Annotated in this window: 23 protein-coding genes and 1 pseudogene; 8 read left to right on the forward strand and 16 right to left on the reverse strand. The window is 69.1% G+C overall.

Annotated elements, in window-relative coordinates; genetic code table 11:
- On the forward strand, positions 1-421 hold a 421-nt coding region (locus IF06_RS34075; protein WP_030275175.1), incomplete at its 5' end, for a nucleotide disphospho-sugar-binding domain-containing protein.
- Between the two features lie 42 nt (positions 422-463).
- Here the strand turns inward: IF06_RS34075 and IF06_RS0130490 are convergent.
- Positions 464-1,681 (reverse strand): class I SAM-dependent methyltransferase, encoded by a 1,218-nt coding sequence (locus IF06_RS0130490; RefSeq protein WP_013287160.1) that lies wholly within the window; start codon positions 1,679-1,681, stop codon positions 464-466.
- 64 nt (positions 1,682-1,745) lie between these two features.
- Positions 1,746-2,951: an aromatic ring-hydroxylating oxygenase subunit alpha gene (locus IF06_RS0130495; RefSeq protein ID WP_036311887.1), complete on the reverse strand. Its 1,206-nt coding sequence runs from the start codon at positions 2,949-2,951 to the stop codon at positions 1,746-1,748.
- Positions 2,952-3,155: 204 nt separating this feature from the next.
- On the opposite strand from IF06_RS0130495, the gene IF06_RS0130500 reads away from it, so the two are divergent.
- Positions 3,156-3,917 carry a phytanoyl-CoA dioxygenase family protein gene (locus IF06_RS0130500; RefSeq protein ID WP_232236803.1) on the forward strand — a complete coding sequence of 254 codons (762 nt, stop codon included), beginning with the start codon at positions 3,156-3,158 and terminating at the stop codon, positions 3,915-3,917.
- On the opposite strand, the gene IF06_RS0130505 is transcribed toward IF06_RS0130500, so the two are convergent.
- The 7 genes from IF06_RS0130505 to IF06_RS0130535 form a co-directional block, all read right to left on the reverse strand.
- Complete coding sequence (locus IF06_RS0130505) at positions 3,907-4,647, reverse strand: NAD-dependent epimerase/dehydratase family protein (protein WP_030275177.1); 741 nt, start codon at positions 4,645-4,647, stop codon at positions 3,907-3,909. The genes IF06_RS0130500 and IF06_RS0130505 overlap by 11 nt on opposite strands.
- 14 nt (positions 4,648-4,661) lie before the next feature.
- Positions 4,662-4,931 carry an acyl carrier protein gene (locus IF06_RS0130510; RefSeq protein ID WP_030275178.1) on the reverse strand — a complete coding sequence of 90 codons (270 nt, stop codon included), beginning with the start codon at positions 4,929-4,931 and terminating at the stop codon, positions 4,662-4,664.
- Positions 4,931-6,142 carry a ketosynthase chain-length factor gene (locus tag IF06_RS0130515; RefSeq protein ID WP_030275180.1) on the reverse strand — a complete coding sequence of 404 codons (1,212 nt, stop codon included), beginning with the start codon at positions 6,140-6,142 and terminating at the stop codon, positions 4,931-4,933. The genes IF06_RS0130510 and IF06_RS0130515 overlap by 1 nt, the downstream gene beginning before the upstream one ends.
- Complete coding sequence (locus IF06_RS0130520; RefSeq protein ID WP_030275182.1) at positions 6,139-7,410, reverse strand: beta-ketoacyl-[acyl-carrier-protein] synthase family protein; 1,272 nt, start codon at positions 7,408-7,410, stop codon at positions 6,139-6,141. The genes IF06_RS0130515 and IF06_RS0130520 overlap by 4 nt, the downstream gene beginning before the upstream one ends.
- 110 nt (positions 7,411-7,520) lie before the next feature.
- On the reverse strand, positions 7,521-8,783 hold the full coding sequence (locus IF06_RS0130525) for an activator-dependent family glycosyltransferase (RefSeq protein WP_030275184.1): 1,263 nt from the start codon (positions 8,781-8,783) through the stop codon (positions 7,521-7,523).
- Positions 8,784-8,837: 54 nt separating this feature from the next.
- Positions 8,838-9,578, reverse strand: a complete 741-nt coding sequence (locus tag IF06_RS0130530; protein ID WP_013476207.1) for an SDR family NAD(P)-dependent oxidoreductase — start codon at positions 9,576-9,578, stop codon at positions 8,838-8,840.
- Between the two features lie 67 nt (positions 9,579-9,645).
- Positions 9,646-10,086: a nuclear transport factor 2 family protein gene (locus tag IF06_RS0130535; RefSeq protein WP_030275186.1), complete on the reverse strand. Its 441-nt coding sequence runs from the start codon at positions 10,084-10,086 to the stop codon at positions 9,646-9,648.
- A 210-nt stretch (positions 10,087-10,296) separates the two neighbouring features.
- Here IF06_RS0130535 and IF06_RS0130540 point away from each other — a divergent pair, with 210 nt between their 5' ends.
- Both IF06_RS0130540 and rfbA read left to right on the forward strand, forming a co-directional pair.
- Positions 10,297-11,019, forward strand: coding sequence for a cyclase family protein (locus IF06_RS0130540; protein ID WP_232236805.1), 723 nt, complete (start codon positions 10,297-10,299; stop codon positions 11,017-11,019).
- A gap of 16 nt (positions 11,020-11,035) precedes the next feature.
- Positions 11,036-11,908, forward strand: a complete 873-nt coding sequence (gene rfbA / locus IF06_RS0130545; RefSeq protein WP_013287171.1) for a glucose-1-phosphate thymidylyltransferase RfbA — start codon at positions 11,036-11,038, stop codon at positions 11,906-11,908.
- Between the two features lie 58 nt (positions 11,909-11,966).
- On the opposite strand, the gene rfbB is transcribed toward rfbA, so the two are convergent.
- On the reverse strand, positions 11,967-12,956 hold the full coding sequence (rfbB, locus tag IF06_RS0130550; RefSeq protein ID WP_030275188.1) for a dTDP-glucose 4,6-dehydratase: 990 nt from the start codon (positions 12,954-12,956) through the stop codon (positions 11,967-11,969).
- Positions 12,957-13,097: 141 nt separating this feature from the next.
- Between rfbB and metK the strand changes: the two genes are divergently transcribed.
- Positions 13,098-14,288 carry a methionine adenosyltransferase gene (metK, locus tag IF06_RS0130555; RefSeq protein WP_030275189.1) on the forward strand — a complete coding sequence of 397 codons (1,191 nt, stop codon included), beginning with the start codon at positions 13,098-13,100 and terminating at the stop codon, positions 14,286-14,288.
- Between the two features lie 47 nt (positions 14,289-14,335).
- Positions 14,336-14,994, forward strand: a pseudogene (locus IF06_RS32440) (response regulator).
- Positions 14,995-15,123: 129 nt separating this feature from the next.
- On the opposite strand, the gene IF06_RS0130565 reads toward IF06_RS32440, so the two are convergent.
- The 6 genes from IF06_RS0130565 to IF06_RS0130590 all read right to left on the reverse strand — a co-directional run bounded on the left by IF06_RS0130565 (position 15,124) and on the right by IF06_RS0130590 (position 21,367).
- A complete protein-coding gene (locus IF06_RS0130565) occupies positions 15,124-15,687 on the reverse strand; it encodes a dihydrofolate reductase family protein (RefSeq protein ID WP_030275190.1) in 564 nt (187 codons plus the stop codon).
- 43 nt (positions 15,688-15,730) lie between these two features.
- Positions 15,731-16,000, reverse strand: coding sequence for a helix-turn-helix domain-containing protein (locus tag IF06_RS32445; protein ID WP_232236806.1), 270 nt, complete (start codon positions 15,998-16,000; stop codon positions 15,731-15,733).
- Positions 16,001-16,419: 419 nt separating this feature from the next.
- Positions 16,420-17,166 (reverse strand): hypothetical protein, encoded by a 747-nt coding sequence (locus IF06_RS0130575; RefSeq protein ID WP_030275191.1) that lies wholly within the window; start codon positions 17,164-17,166, stop codon positions 16,420-16,422.
- Positions 17,167-17,317: 151 nt separating this feature from the next.
- Positions 17,318-17,800: an HAD domain-containing protein gene (locus IF06_RS34515; protein WP_369752301.1), complete on the reverse strand. Its 483-nt coding sequence runs from the start codon at positions 17,798-17,800 to the stop codon at positions 17,318-17,320.
- 507 nt (positions 17,801-18,307) lie between these two features.
- Complete coding sequence (locus IF06_RS0130585) at positions 18,308-19,678, reverse strand: DUF4303 domain-containing protein (protein WP_030275194.1); 1,371 nt, start codon at positions 19,676-19,678, stop codon at positions 18,308-18,310.
- A gap of 363 nt (positions 19,679-20,041) precedes the next feature.
- Positions 20,042-21,367: a DUF808 domain-containing protein gene (locus tag IF06_RS0130590; RefSeq protein ID WP_232236807.1), complete on the reverse strand. Its 1,326-nt coding sequence runs from the start codon at positions 21,365-21,367 to the stop codon at positions 20,042-20,044.
- On the opposite strand from IF06_RS0130590, the gene IF06_RS32920 reads away from it, so the two are divergent.
- Together IF06_RS32920 and IF06_RS0130600 are read left to right on the forward strand one after the other, a co-directional pair.
- Positions 21,360-21,770: a hypothetical protein gene (locus IF06_RS32920; RefSeq protein ID WP_145824220.1), complete on the forward strand. Its 411-nt coding sequence runs from the start codon at positions 21,360-21,362 to the stop codon at positions 21,768-21,770. The two genes, IF06_RS0130590 and IF06_RS32920, sit on opposite strands and share 8 nt — an antisense overlap.
- A gap of 133 nt (positions 21,771-21,903) precedes the next feature.
- The gene (locus IF06_RS0130600; RefSeq protein WP_049794834.1) at positions 21,904-22,227 is read left to right on the forward strand and encodes a pentapeptide repeat-containing protein; all 324 of its coding nucleotides are present in this window, start codon (positions 21,904-21,906) and stop codon (positions 22,225-22,227) included.
- Positions 22,228-22,388: the final 161 nt, after the last annotated feature.

Raw genomic sequence — 22,388 nt, forward strand, 5'->3', positions numbered from 1 at the left:
CGACGTCGACGTCGTCGCCACCCTGAGCAACAGCCAGATCCCGCCCGGCCACCCCATACCGGACAACGTACGCACCGTCGAGTTCGTCAACCTCGACGTACTCCTGCCCACCTGCGCCGCCATCATCCACCACGGCGGATCAGGCACCTCCCAGACCGCACTCATCCACGGCGTACCCCAGGTCATCGTGCCGTACAAGCTGTGGTGCAACGGCCCGCGGGCCGAACGCATGGAGCGCGCCGGGGTGGCGGTGTGCGGGGTCGCGGGACGGTCCGCGGCGAGCGAGGTGCGGGCGTTGATCCGACGCGTCCTCGACGAGCCGTCGTTCCGGGCCTGCGCCGGCGACCTGCGCCACGAGATGCTCGCCGCTTCGACCCCGGCGGAGCTGGTACCGGTGCTGCGGCGGCTCGCGCAGACCTGAACCGGCCGCCTCCCTGTCGGCGGCGGCCGGTTCACGGCGGGCTCAGACCACCCGGACTTCCGGCACATACAGGATCCACTTGCCGCCGGCCTTCCGGAACTCCTGCTCCTTGGCGATGATCTCATCGGCGTGGTTCCAGGCGAACAACAGCGCATAGTCGGGGTACGGGGCGGCGAACGCATCCCGCGACCGCACCGGGATGTGCGAACCGGGGGTCAGCCGGCCCTGCTTGTTCGGCGTCGTGTCGGAGATGAAGGAGATCAGGTCGGGTCCGATGCCGCAGTAGTTCGTCACCGTCGCGCTCTTCGCGGTCGCTCCGTAGCCGACCACCGTCTGGCCGTTGGCCTTCAACTGCCGCAGCAGCGTGGTCAGTTCCTCCCTGGCCTGCTCCACCCGGCCGACGAACTGCTTCAGCGTACCTTGCCCGGCGAGGTCACGGCCGTGCTCCTCGGCCACCAGCGCGGCGACCCGCGCGGAGGCTGGACGGGCGCCGCGCCGCGCGATCGTGTACCGCACTTCGCCGCCGTGCACTGGCAGCCGCTCGACGTCGACCAGTTCGAACCCGAACCGTGCCGCCATCGCCTGCACCGACACGGCCGAGAAGAAGTAGAAGTGCTCGTCGTAGATCTGGTCGAACGAGGTGCGGTCGACGATCTCGGCGAGGTACGGGTCCTCGAACACGAAGATGCCGTCGGGTGCCAGCAACTCGTCGACGCCGCGGAAGATCGAGTCGAGGTACGGGATGTGGCAGATGGTGTTCGCGGCGTAGATCACCTGCGCCGGCCCGGACGCGGCCCGGATCTGCTGTGCGGAGGACTCCTGGAAGAATTCGGTGGTCACCTGTACGCCGTAGGCGCGGGCGACCGCGGCGACGCTCTGCGAGGGCTCGACGCCCAGGTGCCGGATCCCGGCGTCGGCGATGACCTTCAGCATGACGCCGTCGTTGCAGCCCAACTCGACCAGAAACGCGTCGTCGCCGGTCAGCTCGGTGTCGATGAAGTGCTTGGCGGTCTGCTCGAAGTGCTTGCGCATGGTGGCCGAGCCCGACGACAGGTACGGGTAGTGCCCGTTGAACATCAGGTGCCGCGGAACCTCCTCGATCAGCTGCACCATCGAGCACTGCCCGCACACCCCGACGGCCAGGCGGAAGAAGAACTCGTCGCCGACGTAGTCCGGCTCCAGAAAGCCGCTGGACAGCGGCTGCGGGCCGAAGTCACAGAACTCGCGCAGTTCCCCACCGCACGTCCGACAACTCAACATGACCGGTACCCCATTCTCGTGCGGCTGCTGTCGATCCGGTTACCGTCGGCCAAGGCGCTGGTCGTCAGCTCAACGACGACTGGACGGCGGCTAGCGGGCCGGCCTCCGCCGGTTCCCGGTACTCCTCGGCAAGCAGCGCGGCGGCGAGCTTGCGGTAGAACACCGGCACCGCCGGCTCCTTCGGACTGAGGTGACCGCGTCCGGCAAAACGGGATCCGACGGCCCGCTGCACCTCTTCGAGGCCACGCTGGTCCTCGCCGTTGATCACCGCGGCGTAGGCCTCGTTCCCCTCGCGGATCTGCTGAAGCTGCTCGGCGTCGGTGCCCTCGACGGTCTGACTCGGCGCCAGGATCCCGCCGCGCACCTCGGTCCGGTCGATCGCGGTCGGGATGAAGCTGAGCCAGATCACCGTCTCGCCGGCCGCGGCGAAACTCGTGCAGGGAAAGACCGAGACGTTGTAGACCTGGCGTCGCTCCTGTTCGGTCAGCCGGAGGAACTCCACATCCTGCGGCTCCTTGAACGGCACCGTGAACCGCAGCACCAGGGGTGAATCGTCGCGCACGTCGGTGTCGGAGCCGCCCGGCGTCGACGGCTGGATCGTCTCCGGGTGGAAGCCCATGACGTGATAGTTCTCGTGGACGTTCTCGACGGCGACCTTCCAGTTGCAGTGCCAGTCCTCGACGAACGAACCCACCTGCGTCATGGCGCCCAGCTCGTAATTACCCAGGTCCTCGCCGATGCGGCTCAGGTGGGTGCGCAGCGGCGGTGCGCCGCTGTCGAGGTTGACGAAGACGAAACCCTGCCACTGTTCGACGGCGAACCCGGGAAGCCGGCAGGTGCCGGGGTCGAAGGCGGGGTTCCCCCGCATGTGCGTCGCAGCGATCAGCTGGCCGTCCAGGCCGTAGCGCCACAGGTGGTACGGGCAGGTGAAGTGCTCGGCCCGCCCGGTACCGGCCGCGACGACCGGCATCATCCGGTGCCGGCAGATCGGCGACATCGCGTTGAGTGCGCCGGTGCGGTCGCGGGTCAGCAGCAACGGCTCCCCCGCGATCGTCAGCGCGAGGTAGTCGCCGGGCCCGGCGAGCTGGTCCGCCCGGGCCACCATGATCCACGAGCGGCGGAAGATCCGGTCCAGTTCCAGCTCATACAGCTCGGGCGAGGTGAACGCTCGTGGCGGCAGGCTGATCCACGGCGGCTGCGGCGTCACGTACTCACGTAACTGGTCCAGCAGGGCGTCGAGCTCGCCGCTGCCCCGGTTCGGTGTCGTCATCAGAACCCGACTCTCTTCCCGGTCGTAGGGCTGGAACTCCGGACGATCCCAGGCTGCGCTCGAAACGGACTCGGGCAGCGAGCACGCCGGGCCGGTGCGGGTCTACCGGCTGACGCGAAGGACTCGAGCGGCGCGCCGCACCCTGTGGGCGGCAGTCACCGTGACGGGAGGACGTAGTCCATGGGAGACACAGGCGCGCGAAGCATGATCGATCCGATTTCTGACGAGACCATCCGCCGCTACCGGGAACAGGGCTTCGTCCACGTGCCGGGCGTGCTCGACGCCGACGAGGTGGCCCGGTATGCCGAGGCGGCCGCCCAGCTCCTCGACAGCCACATGGAGATCTGGGACGGCGTCAACGGTGTCGAGGTCAACTACGTCGCGCAGGCCTGGCGCAAGAGCGACACGATCCGGGAACTGGCCCTTCACCCGGCGATCGGTTCGATCGCGCTGCAGCTCGCCGATGGCCCGATGCGGCTGTACACCAGCGAGGTGCTCGCGAAGGAGCCGCACAAGGCGGCGCCGACGCTCGTACACGACGACGAGACCGGGCTGCCGTTGTCGTCGTTGTCGCGGGCCTTGACCGCCTGGGTGGCGCTGTCCGACGTCCCGGTCGAGCGCGGCTGCCTGTCGTACGTGCCCCGTTCGCACCTGCGACCGCCGGAGCACCGGCAGGAGCACATGACGAGTTTCGAGGAGTTCGCCGACATCACCGACATCTGGCCGGAGTTCCCGTGGCAGCCGCGGGTGACCGTGCCACTGCGCGCCGGTGACGTGACGTTTCACCACTGCCGTACCGTGCATCTGGCCGGTAGCAACACGTCCGACGCACGTCGGATGGGCCACGGCATCGTGTACGTCAATGCTGACGCCACCTACCGCCCCGGCGTCCAGGACGGGCACATGGCGGGATTCGAGCCCGGCCAGCCGCTGGACGACGAGGGATTCCCGCTCATCACCCTGTAGCGCGGAGGGAGGAGAGGTAGCGGGCCAGGGCTACGCGATGGTAGCCCGGCCCGAAACCCAACGCCGTCACCTCCGGTACGAGCGTGCGCAGCTTGGCGATCGACGGGCAGTGCGACACTGTCGAGTCGAGGAGCACCCGCTCGGCCGTCACGCCGAGATGCCGCTCCAGCACGTCGATCACGGCCGCGATCTCAGCGCAGTCGCCCGACGCCACGTTGACGACCTCGTCGGTGACGCCGGTGGCGAGCAGCCGGTCGACGACCGTCATCCAGTCCTCGACGTGGACGATGTCGCGCCGGGCGCCTGGTTGGACCGTGACGCGTCCGGCGCGAAGCTGCCGGATGATGGCGGGCACGAGCCGGAACTCCGGTTCTCCGGGACCGAGCACGTACCCGAGGCGCAGGATCAGGTACGGAACGCCGCAGTCGCGGATCATCCCTTCCAGATCCAGCTTGTGCCGTCCGTACGGGAGGGCCGGCTCGACGGGGTCGTCTTCGCGTCCCTGGCAACCCGGCCCGCCGTACATGCTGACGGTCGAGAAGAACACCAACTGCCGGCCGTCGCGCACACAGTCCCGGAGTGTGTCGGCCACCAGCCGAGCCTCACGCTCGTGCTCGGCGTCCGGCAGCGGGTGCCTCGGTACCCCGGCAGCGAGCACGGTGACGCCGGGGTACGCGTCCGCGAGCGGCCGCAGATGCCGGGCGAGGAAACCGCTGCCGATCAGACGCATCGGGTCGGCACCGGTCACCGGACCTGGGCGAGGCGGTCATTGACCAGGTCGCCTAGCTGATTCAGCGTCCGCACCTCGGCCACCTCCTCCTCGGGCAGCGAGATACCGAACCGCCGTTCGACGGCGCTCGACGCTTCGAGCAACGCGAGGGAGTCGTAGCCCAGGTCGGCCAGCGGGACCTCGCCGAGGTCTTCGGCGGCCGCGTCGACGGGCTCCGCTGCGCCGGCGCAGGTGGCCAGGATGGTCATCAGATCGGGAACGCTCAATCGGACGGATTGACTCATCAGTTTTCCTTTCGTGGGGCACGTACAACCAGTGCGCTGTTGAAGCCCTGCCGGCCGCGGGCCAGCACCAGGGCAACCGACGCCGTCAGGGGCCGGGGGGCCTCGACCAGGTCGAGGGCGTAGTCCGCGACGACGTTCACGGTCGGCGGGATGACCTTGTCGCGCAGCGAGAGCAGCGCGGTCGCCACGTCGAGCGGGCCGGCGCCGGAGTACAGGCGACCGGTCATCGTCTTGGGCGCGGTGACCGGGACGCCACGCGGGCCGAAGAGGTCGACGATCACCTCGGCCTCCGCCCGGTCGGCGTCCGCGTCGCCGGCTGCGTCGGCGAAGACCACGCCGACCTCGTCCGGGCCGACCCCGGCGTCGGCGAGGGCCGCCCGCACGGCACGCCCGAGGTTGCCCGGACGACCCGAGCCCGGTGAGGGATCGAACGTGGCGGCGTACCCGGCGATCTCGCCGTAGACGTGGGCACCACGCTCGCGGGCACAGTCGCCGTCCTCGACGGTGAGGATGGCGCCGCCCTCGCCGGGCACGTGGCCGTTCGCCCTGCGGTCGAAGGGAAGGTAGGCATGGCGCGGGTCGTCGGCGGTGGACAGCATGCCGCTGGAGATCAGCGCGGCCAGCCCGTACGGGGACAGCGCGGAGTCCATCCCGCCGGTGAGCACGAGCGGCGCGCCCTTTCGGACGGAGCGGCGGGCGTGCGCGATGGCGTCGAGACCACCGGCCTGGTCGGCGACGAGTACACCGATCGGGCCGCGCATGTCGTGCCGGATCGAGATCTGGCCGGAGTTGACGGCGTAGAACCAGGCAAACGACTGGTAGACGCTGACGTGGCTCGGTCCGTCGGCGCACAGGTGCTCGAGCTCCTTCTGTCCGAACGCGAATCCGCCCGACGCGCTCGCGGTCGACACGCCGAGGTCGGTCGCGGCCAGCGCCGACCGGTCGATGTCGGCGTCGGCGACCGCCCAGTCCGCGGCGGCCAGCGCGAACCTGGTCATGCGATCGGTCTGCGGCAGCAGCCGGCTGGGCAGGTGGTTCCCGGCGTCGAAGCCGGTGACCACGCCGCCGAGGCGGCTCGGGTAGTCCTCGACGTCGAACAGGTCGATTCTCCCGATCGCGCTGCGGCCCCGCAGGGTCGCCGCCCAGTAATCCCCGGCACCGACGCCGTTGGGCGCGACGACGCCGAGCCCTGTCACCACGGCGGTGCTCATGCTGCCACCGCCTCGGGCGCGGAGAGCACCATCGCGCTCTGGAATCCGCCGAAGCCGCTGCCCACGGTCAGCACTGTGGAGAGCTTGCGCTGCCTGGCCTCGCGTGGCACGTAGTCCAGGTCCAGCTCCGCGTCGGGGTGGTGGAGGTTGGCCGTCGGTGGCACGACGTCGAACTCGATCGCCATCGCGCTGGCGGCGACCTCGATCGCTCCGACGGCGCCGAGCGAGTGTCCGATGACCGGCTTGATGGAGCTGATCGGCACGTCGTAGGCGTGCATGCCGAGGCCCCGCTTGAGCGCCTGGGTCTCGTGGCGGTCGTTCTGTCTGGTCGCGGTGCCGTGCGCATTGACGTAGTCGACGGCGGTGGCCGGGATGCGGGCGGTGTCGAGGGCGGCGCGGATCGCCGCGGCCATCTCCTGCCCGTCGGGCCGCAGGCCGGTCATGTGGAAGGCGTTGCCACGGGAGGCGTACCCGCGGATCTCGGCGTAGATGTGCGCGTCGCGGCGGCGCGCGCTCTGCAGTTCCTCCAAGACCAGGACCGCCGAGCCCTCGCCGAGCACGAACCCGTTACGCGTACGGTCGAACGGCCGCGCGGCGGTGCCTGGATCGTCGTTGGTGTTGGACGTGGCCTTGATGGCGTCGAAACAGGCAACCGTGATCGGCGCGATCGGCGCGTCGGTGGCGCCGGCGATCATCATATCGACCGATCCGTCGCGGATGAGGTCCCAGGCGTGTCCCACCGCGTCGATGCCGGAGGTGCACCCGGCCGACACGACGGCGTTGGGTCCTTCCGCGCCGGCGGCCCAGGCCACCTCGGCCGCCATCGAGCTGGGCACGAAGTAGTCGTACAGGTCGGGGCCGGCGAGCCGGTGGTCGACGAGCCAGTCGCGCCCTTCGTGGCTGACCGCGCGGTAACGCTCCTCCAACCGCAGCGTGGCGCCAACGGCGGTACCGAGACTCACCCCGACCCGGTGCGCGTCGTCGCGGTCGACGACGAGGCCGCTGTCGCTCATCGCCTCCCGCGTGGCGGTGAGCGCGAACAGGGCGGCCCGGTCCAAGCGCCCGATGTCGTGCTCGCTGAAGCCGTACTGGAACGGATCGAAGTCACACTCGGCAGCGATCCGCGACCGGAAGTCGGCGGAGTCGAAGGCGGTGATCAGGCGGGTCATCGGGGTGCCCGCCACGATGCGTTCCCAGAAGGCCTTCGCTCCCAACCCGCCGGGCGCGACGACGCCGATCCCGGTGATGACGACCCGACGTTGACTCACGCAGACTCCCCCGCTCTTGCGGACCTGCTCATTGGTGCCGGTCTCCTACGATCGACGATGGAGTCGCGGGCTCGAGCCGAGGTCGAGCGTGTCTGGAGCGGGTGTCTCTCTCAGCCCGCTGCCGTTGGCCGGTTCGCTGCCGTGAGTCGTTCGAGGAGAGCTACGACCTCGCTCGGCGCGGGCATGGCGAGCGCCTCCGATCGCAGGCGTCGGGCCGCCGCCGCGATCCCCCGATCGTGAAGCGCCCGGCCGACCAGGTCCCGCAGGCCGGTCAGGTCGTTGGCGTACAGGCCGGCACCGGCCCCGGCGAGACGGCGTGCCTTCAGACCGGTGTCCCACAGCATGTCCGGCACGACGACCTGCGGAACGCCGTGCACCAGCGCGGTCTGGAAGGATCCCGCCCCACCGTGCGACACGACCGCCGAGCACAGCGGCAGCAACACGTCCAGCGGCACGAAGTCCACGACCCGCACCCCGTCGGCCTCGACGTCGTCGAGGGTGGCGATCACCTCGACGCCGAGGTCCGCGACACCCTGAAGGATCCGGCCGACGGAGAGCCGATCGGTGCCCCACACCTCGCGATGCGCCATGCCCAGCGTGATGCACACGCGTGCGGTGCCGGCCTCCAGTTCGCCGATCCAGTCCGGCACGACGGAGGCCCCGTTGTAGGGCACGTACCGCACACCGACGCGCGGCAGTCCGGTATCCAACGCGAGCGAGGACGGAACCGGGTCGAGGGTCCACTGACCGACCACAAGGTCCTCAGTGAACCCGGATCCGAACCGGCCGAGCCACTCGGCGAGAGGGTCCTCACGCAGGATCGCGGGACGGGCCGCGAGAGCCGCGAGGTAGTGCCGGCGCAGGTTGCCGAGGACGTCGAGGCCGAACAGGAAGCGGGCGTGCGCGGCACCGCACGACTTCGCGGCGATCGCGCCGGCGAAGTACATCGGGTCCCAGATCACCAGGTCGGGGTGCCAGTGCGCGGTGAAGGCGACGAGTTCGTCGAGCGCCCGGCGCGGCATGGTGTTCTGCAGGACGACGTTCGTCCAGGCGGTCAGGGTGCCGTGGAGATAGTCGTAGGTCAGCGACTCGGTGCGGGTTTCGCTGATGTCGAAGGTGTCGAGCCACGACCCGGCCTCGTCGTCGGCGGGTGGGCGTTCCTCCTCGCGGGCCTCCGCGTCGCGAACGTGCTGCGCGACGTCGAGCATGTCGCCAACCGGCACGGCGGTCAGCCCTGCACCGAGGATGTCCTCGGTCGCGTCGGGTTGGGTCGCCATGCAGACCTCGTGCCCTGCGGCACGCAGCGCCCAGGCGAGCGGCACCTGATTGTTGACGTGGGAACTGGACGGAAACGGCGTGAACAGCACTCGCATGCGCGCACCATGCGGCCGCACGCTCGACGTGACGCTGAGCGACGCTGGAGCCGGTCAGGCCTCCAGGGGCTCCCGGATCGGCGGATCGGAGAGTCCCGCGATCTCCAGGATCCGGGCCGCCGACTTCCTGGTGCTGGCGACCGGTCCCAGCGGCGGGGCCTCGGCTGCCAGGCGGCGCCGCGTCCGGTCGTACACATCCAGGCGCGGCGTCGACTTCATGGCGTTGCCGAGAGTCGTCGCGTGCGGGCCGGGTTCCAGCATCGTGACCCGGACCCCGAAGTCGCGGCTCTCGTCGGCCAGGGCCTCGCTGAGGGCCTTCAGGGCGGCCTTGCCGGCGCCGTAGAGACCGTAGCCGCCCCGCCCCTCACCGGCTCCCTTCGATGTCACCTGGAACAGGTGACCGGCGCCACGGGCGCGCAGCCGCGGCAGCACCGCCTGCGACACCCACAGCGCGCCGAGGAAATTCACGGCGAGGTGATCATGCACCTGCTCCTCGGTGTACTCCTCGACCATTCCGGCAAGCAGCTCGCCGGCGTTGTTGAACACGACATCGAGGCCGCCGAGCTGGGCGACCGCGCGATCCACCGCGCCGAACACCGCCGCTCGGTCGGACACGTCGGTCGGCAGGGCGAGCAGCCGGCCCGGATACTTCCGGTCGAGCGCGGCCAAGGAGGTCACGTCGCGAGCCAGGCCGGCTACCCGGTCACCGGCTTCGAGGGCCTCCTCGGTCACCGCCCGGCCCAACCCGCGCGATGCGCCCGTGACGAGCCAGACGCGTTCCTCGTGTCGTGTCACATGACGACCCTGTCACACGCGGCCGGTGCCGCGCTCGCACCGCGCTCGACGACGACGGCCACGGCACTCAGGGGAGGTCGTCGCGGGTGACCCGACGGTGCCGCACCAGCAACTCGTCGCCCGCGGCAACGAGTTCGTCCTCGCACACGCACATGATTTCCAACCGCGGCTTACCGCCCTGCGGCGTCACCACGACCTGCGTGTAGCTGCGCACGAAGAGCACACCGTCGGCGCGCGGCTCAACCGCCGCCATCGTCAGCAGGTGCCTGACCTGCTCGCCCTTGTCCGCGAGCGCTGCGGCGGCGCTACGCACGCCCGCCTCCAGCGCTTGGCGGCCACGGATCGGCTCGGGCGCCGACGGCGGGACGAACACGCCGTCCGGAGTGAACATGGCGGCCCACTCGGCCGCCTCGCCGGCATCGAGCAGGTGCATGTGCCGGGCGTAGAAGTCTTGGACCCGGGCGTACGTGTGGGTCGCACCCGCGGTCTGATCGGTGTCCAGCGGCATGGAGTCCTCCATCGGCTTTCTCGGCTTCCGCTCGACGGTGCCCGGTACACATCGAACTTCACTGGTTCCGGCCGCAAGCGACGCTCGACCGCCGTTCCGGCCGCCGCGCGCAGCATCGAGGCCATCCGACTGACGCGACCGCGGAGGTGCTGTGTGCGGCTGATCGACCTATCCTCAGCGATCGACGCATCGTCTGCCGAGCCCGACCCGGTGGTGCACAAAGTGCTCACCCCGCGCGAGGGCGCCGAACACATGTGCGCCGAGATGCGCAAGCACTTCGGTGTCGACTTCGACCCGCACGAGCTGCCCGACGGCGAGTTCCTGTCCCTCGACCGCCTCTCGCTGACCAGTCACACCGGCACACACGTCGATGCGCCGTCGCACTACGGTTCCCGTACCACGTACGGCGACGGGACGCCGAGGCACATCGACAGCATGCCGCTGGACTGGTTCTTCCGGCCCGGCATGGTCCTCGACCTCACCGACGCCGGGACGGGCGTGATCGACGCGGCCCGCATCGAGAAGGAGTTCGCGCGCATCGGCCGGCGTCCCGACCCGATGGACATCGTGCTGCTGCACACCGGTGCCGACGCCCGGGCGGGTACCCCGGAATACTTCACCCGGTTCGCGGGCCTCGACGGGCCCGCCACCCGGCTGCTGCTCGACCTGGGGGTGCGCGTCATCGGCACCGACGCGTTCAGCCTGGACGCGCCGTTCGGCGACATCATCGACCGCTACCGCAGGACCGGTGACCGGTCGGTGCTGTGGCCGGCGCACATGGTCGGGCGCGAGCGCGAGTACTGCCAGATCGAGCGCCTGGCCAACCTGGGCGAGCTACCCGCGCCGTACGGCTTCCGGGTCGCGTGCTTCCCCATCCGCATCGCCGGCGCCGGTGCCGGCTGGACGCGCGCCGTCGCGTTGATCGACGACTGAGGACCGAGGTGGACCAGTGAAGGGCATCATCCTTGCCGGCGGCTCCGGAACCCGGCTGCGACCGCTGACGCTGGCCGTGTCGAAGCAGTTGCTGCCGGTCGGTGACAAGCCGATGATCTACTACCCGCTGTCGGTGCTCATGCTCGCAGGCATCACCGAGATCCTGCTCATCTCGACCCCCGCCGACCTCGTGCAGTTCCGGCGGCTGCTGGGTGACGGCGCGCATCTCGGGCTCCGGTTGAGCTACGCCGAGCAGCCGCACCCGGGCGGCATCGCCGAGGCGTTCCTGATCGGCGCCGACCACATCGGTGACGACGAGGTCGCCCTCGTGCTGGGCGACAACATCTTCCACGGGCTGCGCTTCTCCGACCTGTTGCTGGAGACTGCGCGCGAGGTGGACGGCTGCGTCCTCTTCGGCTACCCGGTACACGATCCGGAGCGCTACGGCGTGGCCGAGACCGACGGGGACGGCCGACTCGTGTCCATCGCGGAGAAGCCGGCGAAGCCACGCTCCAACCGGGCCGTCACCGGGCTCTACTTCTACGACAACGACGTCGTCAACATTGCCAAGAACATCGGACCGTCGCCGCGCGGCGAGTTGGAGATCTCGGGCGTCAACCAGGTCTACCTCGAACGCGGGCGGGCCCGGCTGGTCGACCTCGGCCGGGGCTTCGCCTGGCTGGACACCGGCACGCCGGAGTCGCTGCTCCAGGCGAGCCTCTACGTCGGCACGCTGGAGGCCCGGCAGGGCGTGCGGATCGCCTGCATCGAGGAGGTGGCGCTGCGGATGGGGTTGATCGACGCCGCCGCCTGTCACCGGCTGGGCGAGGCGATGGCTGGTTCGAGCTACGGCCGTTACGTGATGGACATCGCGGGTGAGCTGGCCTGAGCACGCCTGAGCCGGCCCGTTCCCGGGCCGGCTCCGCCAGGCGTCAGGACGGAGCCGGTCAGCGACCCAGTCGTCGGTAGCGCTCCTCCGTCGCGTCCTTCTGCGGCTTCCACCACCACCCGTTGCGGCGGTACCAGTCGATCGTGCCGGCCAGGCCGGCGGAGAGATCGGCGTACCGGGGCTTCCAGCCCAGCTCGGTCCGCAGCTTGTCGCTGTCGTTGGCATAGCGCGCGTCGTGCCCGGGGCGGTCCGTGACCAAGTCGAAGTCGTCCGCGGGCCGGCCCATCAACTCGAGGATCAGGCGCACGATCTGTCGGTTGTCGCATTCCTGCCCGGAGCCGACGAGGTAGGTCTCACCCATCCGGCCGGACCGCAGGATCGCGTCTATCGCCGTGTTGTGGTCGTCGACGTGGGTCCATTCCCGGACGTTGTCGCCCCGCCCGTAGACCTTCGGCCGGTCACCGGCGAGGACATTGGTGATCTGCCGGGGGATGAACTTCTCGACGTGCTGGTAGGGACCGTAGTTGTTCGCGCAGTTCGAGATGGTGGCTCGCACCCCGTAGGAGCGCACCCAGGCGCGCACGAGCATGTCGGAGCCGGCCTTCGTGGCCGCGTAGGGGCTGGAGGGGTCGTAGCGGCTCAACTCGGTGAACCGCTCGTCGGAGTCCAGCGGGAGATCACCGAAGACCTCGTCGGTGGAGATGTGGTGTAGCCGCCGATCGTAGCGGCGTACCGCCTCGAGCAGGTTGAACGTGCCAACCAGATTCGTCTGCACGAACGGCGCCGGATCCAGCAGCGAGTTGTCGACGTGGGATTCGGCCGCGAAGTGCACGACGGTGTCGCTGGCCGCGACCAGCCGATCCAGCACGTCGGCGTCACGGACGTCGCCGTGCACGAACTCGATGTGATCGATGATCGGCCGGAGGGAGCTGCGGTTCCCTGCGTAGGTGAGCGCGTCCAGCAAGATGATCCGGTATCCGGGATGACATCGACGGACGTGGTGCGCGAAGTTCGCGCCGATGAAGCCCGCTCCGCCGGTGATCAGCATGGTCGTCATACGGGCACGCTAACGATCCCGGCCGCGACATCACTGGAACGCCGATGGACGCATCGTCCGCCCGCTCTTGAGCCTTCCTTGAGCCGGTGCCGCCAGGCTTCGGCGACCGAGTCCGCACCCCCGAGGAGCACCGTGACACGTCGCCTCTTCACCTCCGAGTCGGTGACCGAAGGCCACCCGGACAAGATCGCCGACCAGATCAGCGACGCCGTCCTCGACGCCCTGCTCGCGCAGGATCCCCAAAGCCGCGTGGCGGTGGAGACGCTGATCACGACAGGTCAGGTCCACGTCGCCGGTGAGGTGACCACGCGGGCCTACGCGGACATCCCCCAGATCGTCCGGGACACCATCCTGAACATCGGGTACGACTCGTCGCGGAAGGGCTTCGACGGTCTGTCCTGCGGCGTGAACCTCTCCATCGGCGCGCAGTCGCCCGACATCGCACGCGGCGTGGACCGGGCGATCGAGCGGGTGGCCGGCGGCTCGGTGCACGCCCTCGACACCCAGGGCGCCGGCGACCAGGGGATGATGTTCGGCTACGCCTGCTCGGAGACACCCGAGTTGATGCCGCTGCCGATCGCGCTGGCGCATCGGCTGGCCCGCCGGCTCGCCGCCGCGCGCAAGGATCGGACGATCCCCTACCTGCGGCCCGACGGCAAGACCCAGGTCACCATCGAGTACGACGGCTCGCGCCCGGCCCGCCTGCACACGGTGGTGGTGTCGTCCCAGCACGCCGCGGACATCTCACTCGATTCACTGCTGGCCCCGGACGTGCGCGAACACGTGATCGAGCCGGAGCTGACCGGCCTGGGCGTGGACGTCGAGGACTACCGGCTGCTGGTGAACCCGACGGGTAGATTCGAGATCGGCGGGCCGATGGGCGACGCAGGCCTGACCGGCCGCAAGATCATCGTCGACACCTACGGCGGATACGCTCGCCACGGCGGTGGCGCGTTCTCCGGCAAGGACCCCTCCAAGGTGGACCGCTCGGCGGCGTACGCGATGCGCTGGGTCGCCAAGAACGTGGTGGCGGCCGGCCTGGCCGAGCGTTGCGAGACGCAGGTCGCATACGCGATCGGCAAGGCGCGCCCGGTGAGCTTCCTCGTGGACACGTTCGGTACCGAGAACGTCCCGACGCACCGGATCGAGCGCGCGATCGACGAGGTGTTCGACCTGCGGCCGGCCGCGATCATCCGCGACCTGCGCCTGCTCCGCCCGATCTACCGGCAGACCGCCGTCTATGGCCACTTCGGCCGGGAACTGCCCGATCTGCTGTGGGAGAACACCGATCGCGCGCAGGACCTCAAGGACGCCGCGGCCTGAACACAACGGCGGAAAGCTGCCACGCTTCCTCGGACAGCACGCGCGTCATGACCATCCGCGTGCTGGTCGCTGACGACCAGGACATCGTCAGAGCAGGGCTCTGCATGATCCTGAACACCCAACCGGGCATCGCCGTCGTCGGCGACGCCGCCGACGGCCGCCGGGCGACCTCCATGGCCCGTTCGCTGCGTCCCGATGTGTGCCTGCTGGACACCCGCATGCGCCCGAGGTCGACGGGATCGAAGCCACCCGCCAGCTCGCCGGGGCCGACGTCGCCGATCCGCTGGCCGTCGTCGTCATCGCCACCTTCGACCTCGACGAGTACGTCTACGACGCGCTCAAGGCAGGCGCCCGAGGCTTCCTCCTCAAGGACGCCGGCGCCGAGATGCTCACCCAGGCCATCCATGCCGCCGCCCGCGGCGACGCCCTGATCGCACCGAACATCACCGCGAGGCTCCTGTCCTCCTTCGCGAACAGCCGCCCGCGCTCGGTGCCACCTGAACCTGTCGAGCCGCTGACCGCTCGCGAGGAACAGGTCCTGCTGGCTGCCGCTCGCGGGCGGACCAACAGCGAGATCGGCGATGAGCTGTCCATCAGCCTCAGCACCGTCAAGACCCACATCGCCGCCCTGATGCGCAAGCTCAACGCCCGCAACCGCGTCGAGATCGTGATATGGGCCTACGAGACACGCCGCGTCGGCACCTGATCGGCCCCCGCAGGCTCGAGGTGCGGAAACCAACGCTGACCACTTCGGTCTTCCTGGGAGGTCTCCGGTCGGATCAGCCGTCAGCGCTCCGCCGCCATGCAAGCGCTGGCGATCCGACAGGGCCGTCGCTCACTGCCCGAGAGGGCGGTAGCGAAGGTGTACGACGCCGTTTCGGAATCGGCGCTCATCGAGGAGCTCAAGGTCGACGCGCATGCCGGTCGGCAGGCCCGGCTTACCCCCGCCGACGACCACGGGCCAAACGAACAGCTGGCACTCGTCGACCAGCCCGGCCTCAAGAGCCTGCGCCGCGAGGTTTGCACCTCCAACGGTGAGATCGCTGCTGGCCGTGGCCTTCAGTTCGTGTACCGCCTCGGGGTCGAAGCGGCGTTCGAGTCGGGTGTCTGCGGTCGACACCGCCGCGAGGGTCGTGGAGTACACGACCTTTCTCGCTGCCTGCCAGGCGCTTGCGAAGTCGGCCATGAGGTCGGACTGCGCGGCCAGAGCGGCGTCGGTCTCCCAGACGGCCATCGCCTCGTACAGCCGCCGCCCGTAGAGGAACGTGCCCACGAAACGCAGGAGATCGGTGTAGACAACGAATAGTTCGTCGTCCATCGGCAACCAGGCGAACGCGCCGCGTTCGTCCTCCATGTAGCCGTCAAGCGACACGTTATTCACATAAATCAGCTTTGCCATGCCCCTACCTCTCGATGATCAACCGCAACAGCCTGGACACTCATCAGCGTGGTACCGCCTGAAGCCGGGCCACCGGCTCCTCCGGCACAGCGAGCGCCCGGAGCCCGCATACAGAGCCCGGCCCGCGGTCGGCGCGCTGACCGCGGGCCAGGTGGCAAGGTCGATCGGCCACCCGCAAGTTGTCGAAGACCGCGTGCATCACCTGCGCCGGTGCCAGCCCCAGCAGCGCGGCCCGGCCCGCGAAGTAGCCGTCCCAGTAGTCGCGCATACCGAGGGCCAGGAACGCCTCGTTCGGCACCTCGGAGAAGGTCACGGTGGCAATGGGCCGACGAGATCGAGCATGCAGTGGACCTTGACGCACGGGCGCATCACCCATCACCTCCTGTGACCGCGACAGCACCCTCGTAGGCTGTCCCTCACACTGACTACGAACGCCCCTGCCCGAATCCGACAGCCGCTGCCCTACCTGTCAGGCTTCCCGCGTCCGCCACCCTGCAAGCCAAGCGGGCCCGACGACCCCACCTACCCGGCGAGGATGCACGCCGAGCCCAGGCCGTGGCCCAGCACAGGGCCAAAGCACGGTAACTGGTGCCCCGGCTGGCGTCGACCAGCACACGAGGCCACCGACCTGACCGCAGACCACCCGCGGGCAGTCGGCCGGGGCGGAGGCGAACGCCAACCCCTCGCCGTCCTCTGCGTCTGTACGGTTCCCACACTCAGGGTGACGTCGCGCTAAGTGCGAATGCGGCGCGACCGATCGTCGTACAGGCGCCAGCCGGCGGCGGTCATCGAGACGGCGAAGAACACGGCGAAGAACAACGTCTTCGGGTCCGCGGTGATCTTCAGGTGGGCGAGGCCAGAGGGTGCGCCCGGGATCTCCTCCTGGCTGACCACGTTGATTGTGGCCCAAAGGTCGCCGTGGGCGATAGCGCTGCACATCTTCCACGTGAGCACGAACGGCACTCTGCCGCCCGGCATGGTGTCGCCAGCTGCTTCGACGACTTCCCCGTACGTCAGCCGGCGCACGGCGGTCTTCGGATCGACACCTCTCCGCCGCGCGATTTGTTGCTCTATGCGGGCCTCCGCGGGTTTGCGTCCCTCCGGCGCACCGAGCAGTTCCCTGACCGCCTCGCCGCCCTTGATGTCCAGAGCAGCGAAGCGCAACCGCCGGCGGACTCGCTCGGCCCGGTCGTCCGGCGCGAGCAGCCATACCGCAGCGCTTGCGTTCTCCAAGGCGGCTCGGGCCAGCGAGTACGGGGCGTACATGTGCATGACGTGCGCGTCTTTCAGGACGGTGCGCAGGCAGTGCAGGTGGTCGACGGCGTGCGAGAGGGCCTGCCAGGCAGCCTGGCTGAGCTGGTACGGATGCATCTCCTTGTTGTCGCGGCTCAGCGTGCTGCGCTCCTGGGGGCGTTCGTGCGGCCCGGCAGGGTCCATGCGCTTCAGCCAGGGATCGATGCGGTCGAGGTGCCGGAACATCTCGGCGGACGGTGGCCCGCTACTGCCGGGCGATGGTGCGGGCCGAGTCGCCGGACGCATCGGCGGCGATCATGGGGCGGGCCACCGCGGTTACTCAGCGACACGACAACCGACTGGAGCCTGAGGTCGCTGGCACACCCTCTAGAGCGTCCTAGGACGTGGTCTCCTCGTTCATGCATGTGGAGCCGTCTTTCATCAGCCATCCTGCGATGGTGTTGTAGTCCGCATCGGTGAGGCCATGGCGTGGGTTGACACGATGCAGGAGCGCGGGAGAGCTGTGGTTCGCGGCCACCCAGGACCGGTCGGCGTCGGTAATCTCGTCGTCGACCCAGACGAACCGGCGTCCCGCGGCCCATTCGACGAGGTGGCGGGTCTTCCAGTGCAGCCGACCGTCGTCGTCATCTTCGTCCGGCCAGTCGACGATGGGCAGCTGAGGCAGACCGAGCCGCGGCGCGAGTACCTCGTTCGCTTCGGCCATCCAGGTCGTGGCCCAGACCATGTCGCACGGCAACGCGGCCAGGCGACGGCCGTGTTCAGGGCTGAGTCCGGCCAGCAACGGGTTGGGTTCGTCGTCCATCTGAAGCGCGGCGCCGGCGAACGGCAGGAGTGTTCCGTCCACGTCCAGGAACAACAGCGGACGCGTACCGATCCCGTGTGCGGCGAGGCGGCGTACGCTCGCCTCACCGAAGTCCTCATCCGGCCAGATCTGGTCCGCGGCCCAGTCCAGCCACTGGTGCGGCGGCTCGTCAGCCTGGAAGTACGCGATCCGCGCCGCCTGGTCCATGGGGGCGGACTCCCACCAGTGCCACCAGAGCATCAGGTGCCATTCTCCGTAGCCCATGCGCCAGCCGATGCTGTACCGCTCGATCTCCGGGTGCGCTCGCCATGGCGGTAGAACCCGGCTGTGAGTGTCAAGCTGTTCGCGCACCGCGGCGTCGAGAAGTTCGCGGGTCCGTTCGTCCACTAATTAACGCTCCTTCACGGTCCGGCAGCTCAACCCGGCTCCACCCCATGGTGGGGGTCATTGCTTGTCCGACGTCCGCGAGGGCCAGGTCGCGATTCAGCAGCTCTCACGAGTTGGTCGCGGCAGCCAGGCATGGGCGCGCCAACGGCTGCCCACCCCACGTGAGCACATACGCGGTCACGCGGGTCGCCCGTTCTGTTCCCGTAGCCAGTAGGCGGCGGTTTCGCGGACGTCTTCGTTTGGGTCGTTGAGCGCCTCGCTGATCACGTTCGCGTGCCGGTAAGACTCCTTGCGCCAGCCACGCAGGGAAAGGATCGCCAGCCGTCGCACGGTGGCGTCCGGGTCCTGGCTGACCGTCTGTCCGAATAGCGGAAGGACCTGCCTCGCGACGGCGGCACCGAGACGCCATTCGCCGAGCACGCACACCGCGTGCCGGCGGATGACGACGTACGGCGAGGCCAGTCCGCGGATCGCTTCGTCGACCTCGCCGACGGTGATGTCGCAGTACCCCCGCCCTGGCTTGAGCTCCTCGGCCAGCGCCGGCACATACGCCGGCCGGCGCTCGATGACGTCCTGCAAGGGCCGGTAGTCCAACCGCCGTGCGATGACCGCCTGGTTGCGGAAGCTGGTGTACGGGGCGGCGACGGCGGTGATCACAACCTCCTGCGGAAGACGGTGGATCTGGTCGAGCACGAGATCGAGGCGGCCCAGCCGCGCCAGCGCACGGCCCGCCCACGACTGGTCCGGTCCTTCCCGCTCGGTCAGCGCCTCGTGCAGTGCCCGCAGGACGCCGCCGTCGGGTTGGCCGATGTCGGCTAGCAGCTTGGCGGCCCGCCACGCCCGGTCCTTGGCAGAGAGCAGGGGGATCAAGGCGGGAAACGCGGCCAGCCCGAGATCACGCAGCGCCACCTGGGCGTCCTCGCCGCTGATCGGGCCGTCAAACGCGTCCAGCCGGGCGACGTAGTACGCGGCGCGTCCGGCCTCCGGTAGTGCGGCGACCCGGGCCATCACGACCGCCCGCTGGTCGTACTCAGGGATGTGCCGGCTCACCTCACGTTCGGTGAGGACGCGTTTGATCAGCGTCTCGTGGTACTCGTCGTCGAGCAGCACCACGAAGTCCCGGTCGGTGACGCCGCTGGTGCGAAGTGCGACCCTGGCTCGCTTACACACGCGCACGAGCATCGACAGGTACCGGCGGAACGTCGCCTCCCACTGCCGGGTCGTCCCTCGGCAGGCCTCCGCGGCCAGCTGCCGTTCCCAATCCCGGGTCAGGCCCTCGGCGAGCCACTCGTCGTCGTAGTGGTCCCAGTCGGCGGCGTTCCACCGCACATCCGTCTGCTCCTCGGCGGGAAGCTGCGCCAACGCTTCGACACTGTTCATCGCGAGGCTGGGCAGGGTGATCTGGCCATCGGTCTCGCGGTAGATCCGGTCCAACGCCGCGGCGTAGAACCGCTCGTCAGGATGTTCGGCGATGGTCGACCGGACGGCTTGCACCAGGGCGTCTACCAGCACGCGCTCGAAGCTCGCCCAGTCCAAGCCCACCGCCACCCCGCTATCCTGCCCGAAACGGCCGCTCCCCTCCCCGATGGCTGCCCCGCCAATCCCGTCCGGCCCGAGAACCGCCCGGGCCGAACCCGATGTTGGTAGCGCCCTGGCCTGGTCTTGCATCGCTCGGGATGCGGGCAGTAGGCGCGCGTGGAGTCAGTTAGCCGTTGGTCTTGGTGGCTGCGGGGACGCGGCCAAGGGCGCGGTCTTTGTGTCGGTAGGTCACGATGGCGACGACGACACCAATACCGCGTCAGAACGGCCCACTACCAGTGAAGACTCTGGCTCCACCAGGTGCGGCTGGAGTACTGAGCGGTTCAGCACCAGAACGCCTGACCCCCTGGTCGAATTGCGATGATTTTGCGGTCACCCGCGCGGCGCTCGGTCCACAGGAGCGTCGCGACGCTGAGCTGCACGGCTCGGCGGAGCGGGGATGATGCCGTCAGTACGAGTCGCGGCCGCCGCAGTCGCAGTCGCAGGCTTGGATTTGCGGCGGTGGAGCGTGAGAGTCATGACCAGCACGACCAGCGCTCCGACGATCAGCCCGAGGATCGCGCTGGCCACCGTGTTGACGAGCCAGCCGACGAGCCCGCCGAGAACACCCGTGGCGTCGTGGGCGGCCACCTCCACGTGGTGCACGGCCTCGTACAGGAAGTGCAGGTTCAGCTCGTTCGTGCCCAGCAGCAGGATGTGCCCGCCCACCCACAGCATCGCCGCGGTGCCGACCACCGTCAGCACGGTGAGGACTACCGGCATCGCCCTCACCAGACCGCGGCCGAACGTGGCGACGGCGCCGGAACGTTGCGACAGGCGCAGTCCGGCGTCGTCCATCTTTACGATCAGGGCCACCACGCCGTATACCAGGACGGTTATGACGACGGCGACGACAGCCAGGATCGCCAGGCGGGACCAGAACGCCTCATCGATCACCTCGTTCAGGGTGATGACCATGATCTCCGCCGAGAGGATCAGGTCGGTCCGTACCGCCCCGGACACCAGTGTCGTCTCGTCCTGCACCTTCTCCTCGCCCGCGCCGTGGGCATCGTGATGGGCGATCTTGGCCCACACCTTCTCCGCGCCTTCGTAACAGAGGTAGGCGCCGCCGAGCATGAGGATCGGAGTGAGCAGCCAGGGCACGAACTGACTGAGCAGCAGCACCGCCGGCAGGATGATGAAGAACTTGTTGCGCAGCGACCCCAGGGCAATGCGCTTGATAATCGGCAACTCACGCTCGGCCGCCAGGCTCCGTACGTACTGCGGCGTGACGGCAGCATCGTCGACGACGACGCCCGCAGCCTTGGCGCCGGCCTTCGCGGCGGCCGCCCCGATGTCATCGATCGACGCGGCAGCGGCTCGGGCCAGCACCGCCACGTCATCCAGCAGGGCTACGAGTCCACCGGCCAAGGGAGGGGTCCTTCCAGGGTTGCGCAGAGTTCGAACTGGCCCATTCTCGCTCAGGTCCTTGCGCGCGGCACGCCACCGCCCGGGTCTTATATCGGGCGAGAGCTCGACCCAGTACGTGGCCGTAGAAGTACCTGCGTGTACTTCTGCCTCCAGTTCGCGGGTAAGGCCGTGTTCGGCGAGCAGTTCGGCGAGGTCTCCGGCGGCGAGTTCGTTGCCGGCGTCCAGGCGTTTGCGGTGCAGGCCGATGGCCTCCTCGATGCGACCGTGTTCGGCGAGCAACTTGGCCACACTTGCGGCAGCGCCCACCGCCGCCCCGACGGCGCTCGAAGGACCCACAATCGCCGGGTGCGACGCCAAACTGGCGCGCTACCGGGCGGCGCTCGACGCCGACGCCGACCCAGGCGTCGTTGCCGGCTGGATCGCCGAGACCCAGGCAGAACGCGAACACGCCGAACGGCACCAGCACACGCCAGCCGAAGAGAAGACCAACGCCCCTGCCCGCTACAGCGAGGAGCAGATCATCGCCGTCGTCGAGGAACTCGGAGACCTCGTGGCCGCCCTACGGAACGCACAGCCGGAACACAAACTGGAGGTCTACCGCAGCCCGTTACAAGATCATCCGTTGCTTCAGGCTCCGCCGGAGGCGGATCGCAGAGAAGAGACTCTGTGGCGGCCTGAGGTCTACGACTAACGGTCAAGCTCGGGTTGGCGCCCGCGCGTCACGACGTGCGGGCGAAGTAGCGGTCCTGCGCTACGGACTGCCCCGCAAGTGAGTGGGCAGAAACCGCTGGTTCGGCGACGGGCGACCACGCTACGGTTCGCGGGTGAGCACCCCGCTCCGCGCGACGAGGCAATCGTTCGCGGGTCGCGATCTTCGGCACCGCACCCTGGATGGGCACTCGTTCAAGTTGTGTGACTTCCGTGGCGCCGACCTTCGGGGCGCGTCTCTTCGCGGTGTCAGCTTTGCCGGCTGCGATCTGCGGGGCGCCGACCTGCGTGACACCGACCTGTCCTACGCGCGGTTCGGCTACGTCAGGACGCACGATCCGGAGTACGGACGCACGGACGTCACCGGGGCACGGTGGGACGGAGCCGACCTTCGAGGCGTCACCGCCGAGCGCGTCATTGGGTGGCCGAACGATCTCTAGATTCCGGGGTTACGTCCAGTTGATGTTGGGCCACCGAGCTGTCATCGCGTTCACCCGCCTAATACTCCAGCCGGGGATGTTGACCTTGGCTGAGCTGGGGCTTGGTGTGGTGTGTGAACGGGTGCAGCCACCGTCGATCATGGGCGGTTGTGTGGACTGAC

Origin of the sequence: Micromonospora globosa (genome assembly GCF_000717585.1) — a bacterium.
Lineage (GTDB): Bacteria > Actinomycetota > Actinomycetes > Mycobacteriales > Micromonosporaceae > Micromonospora > Micromonospora aurantiaca.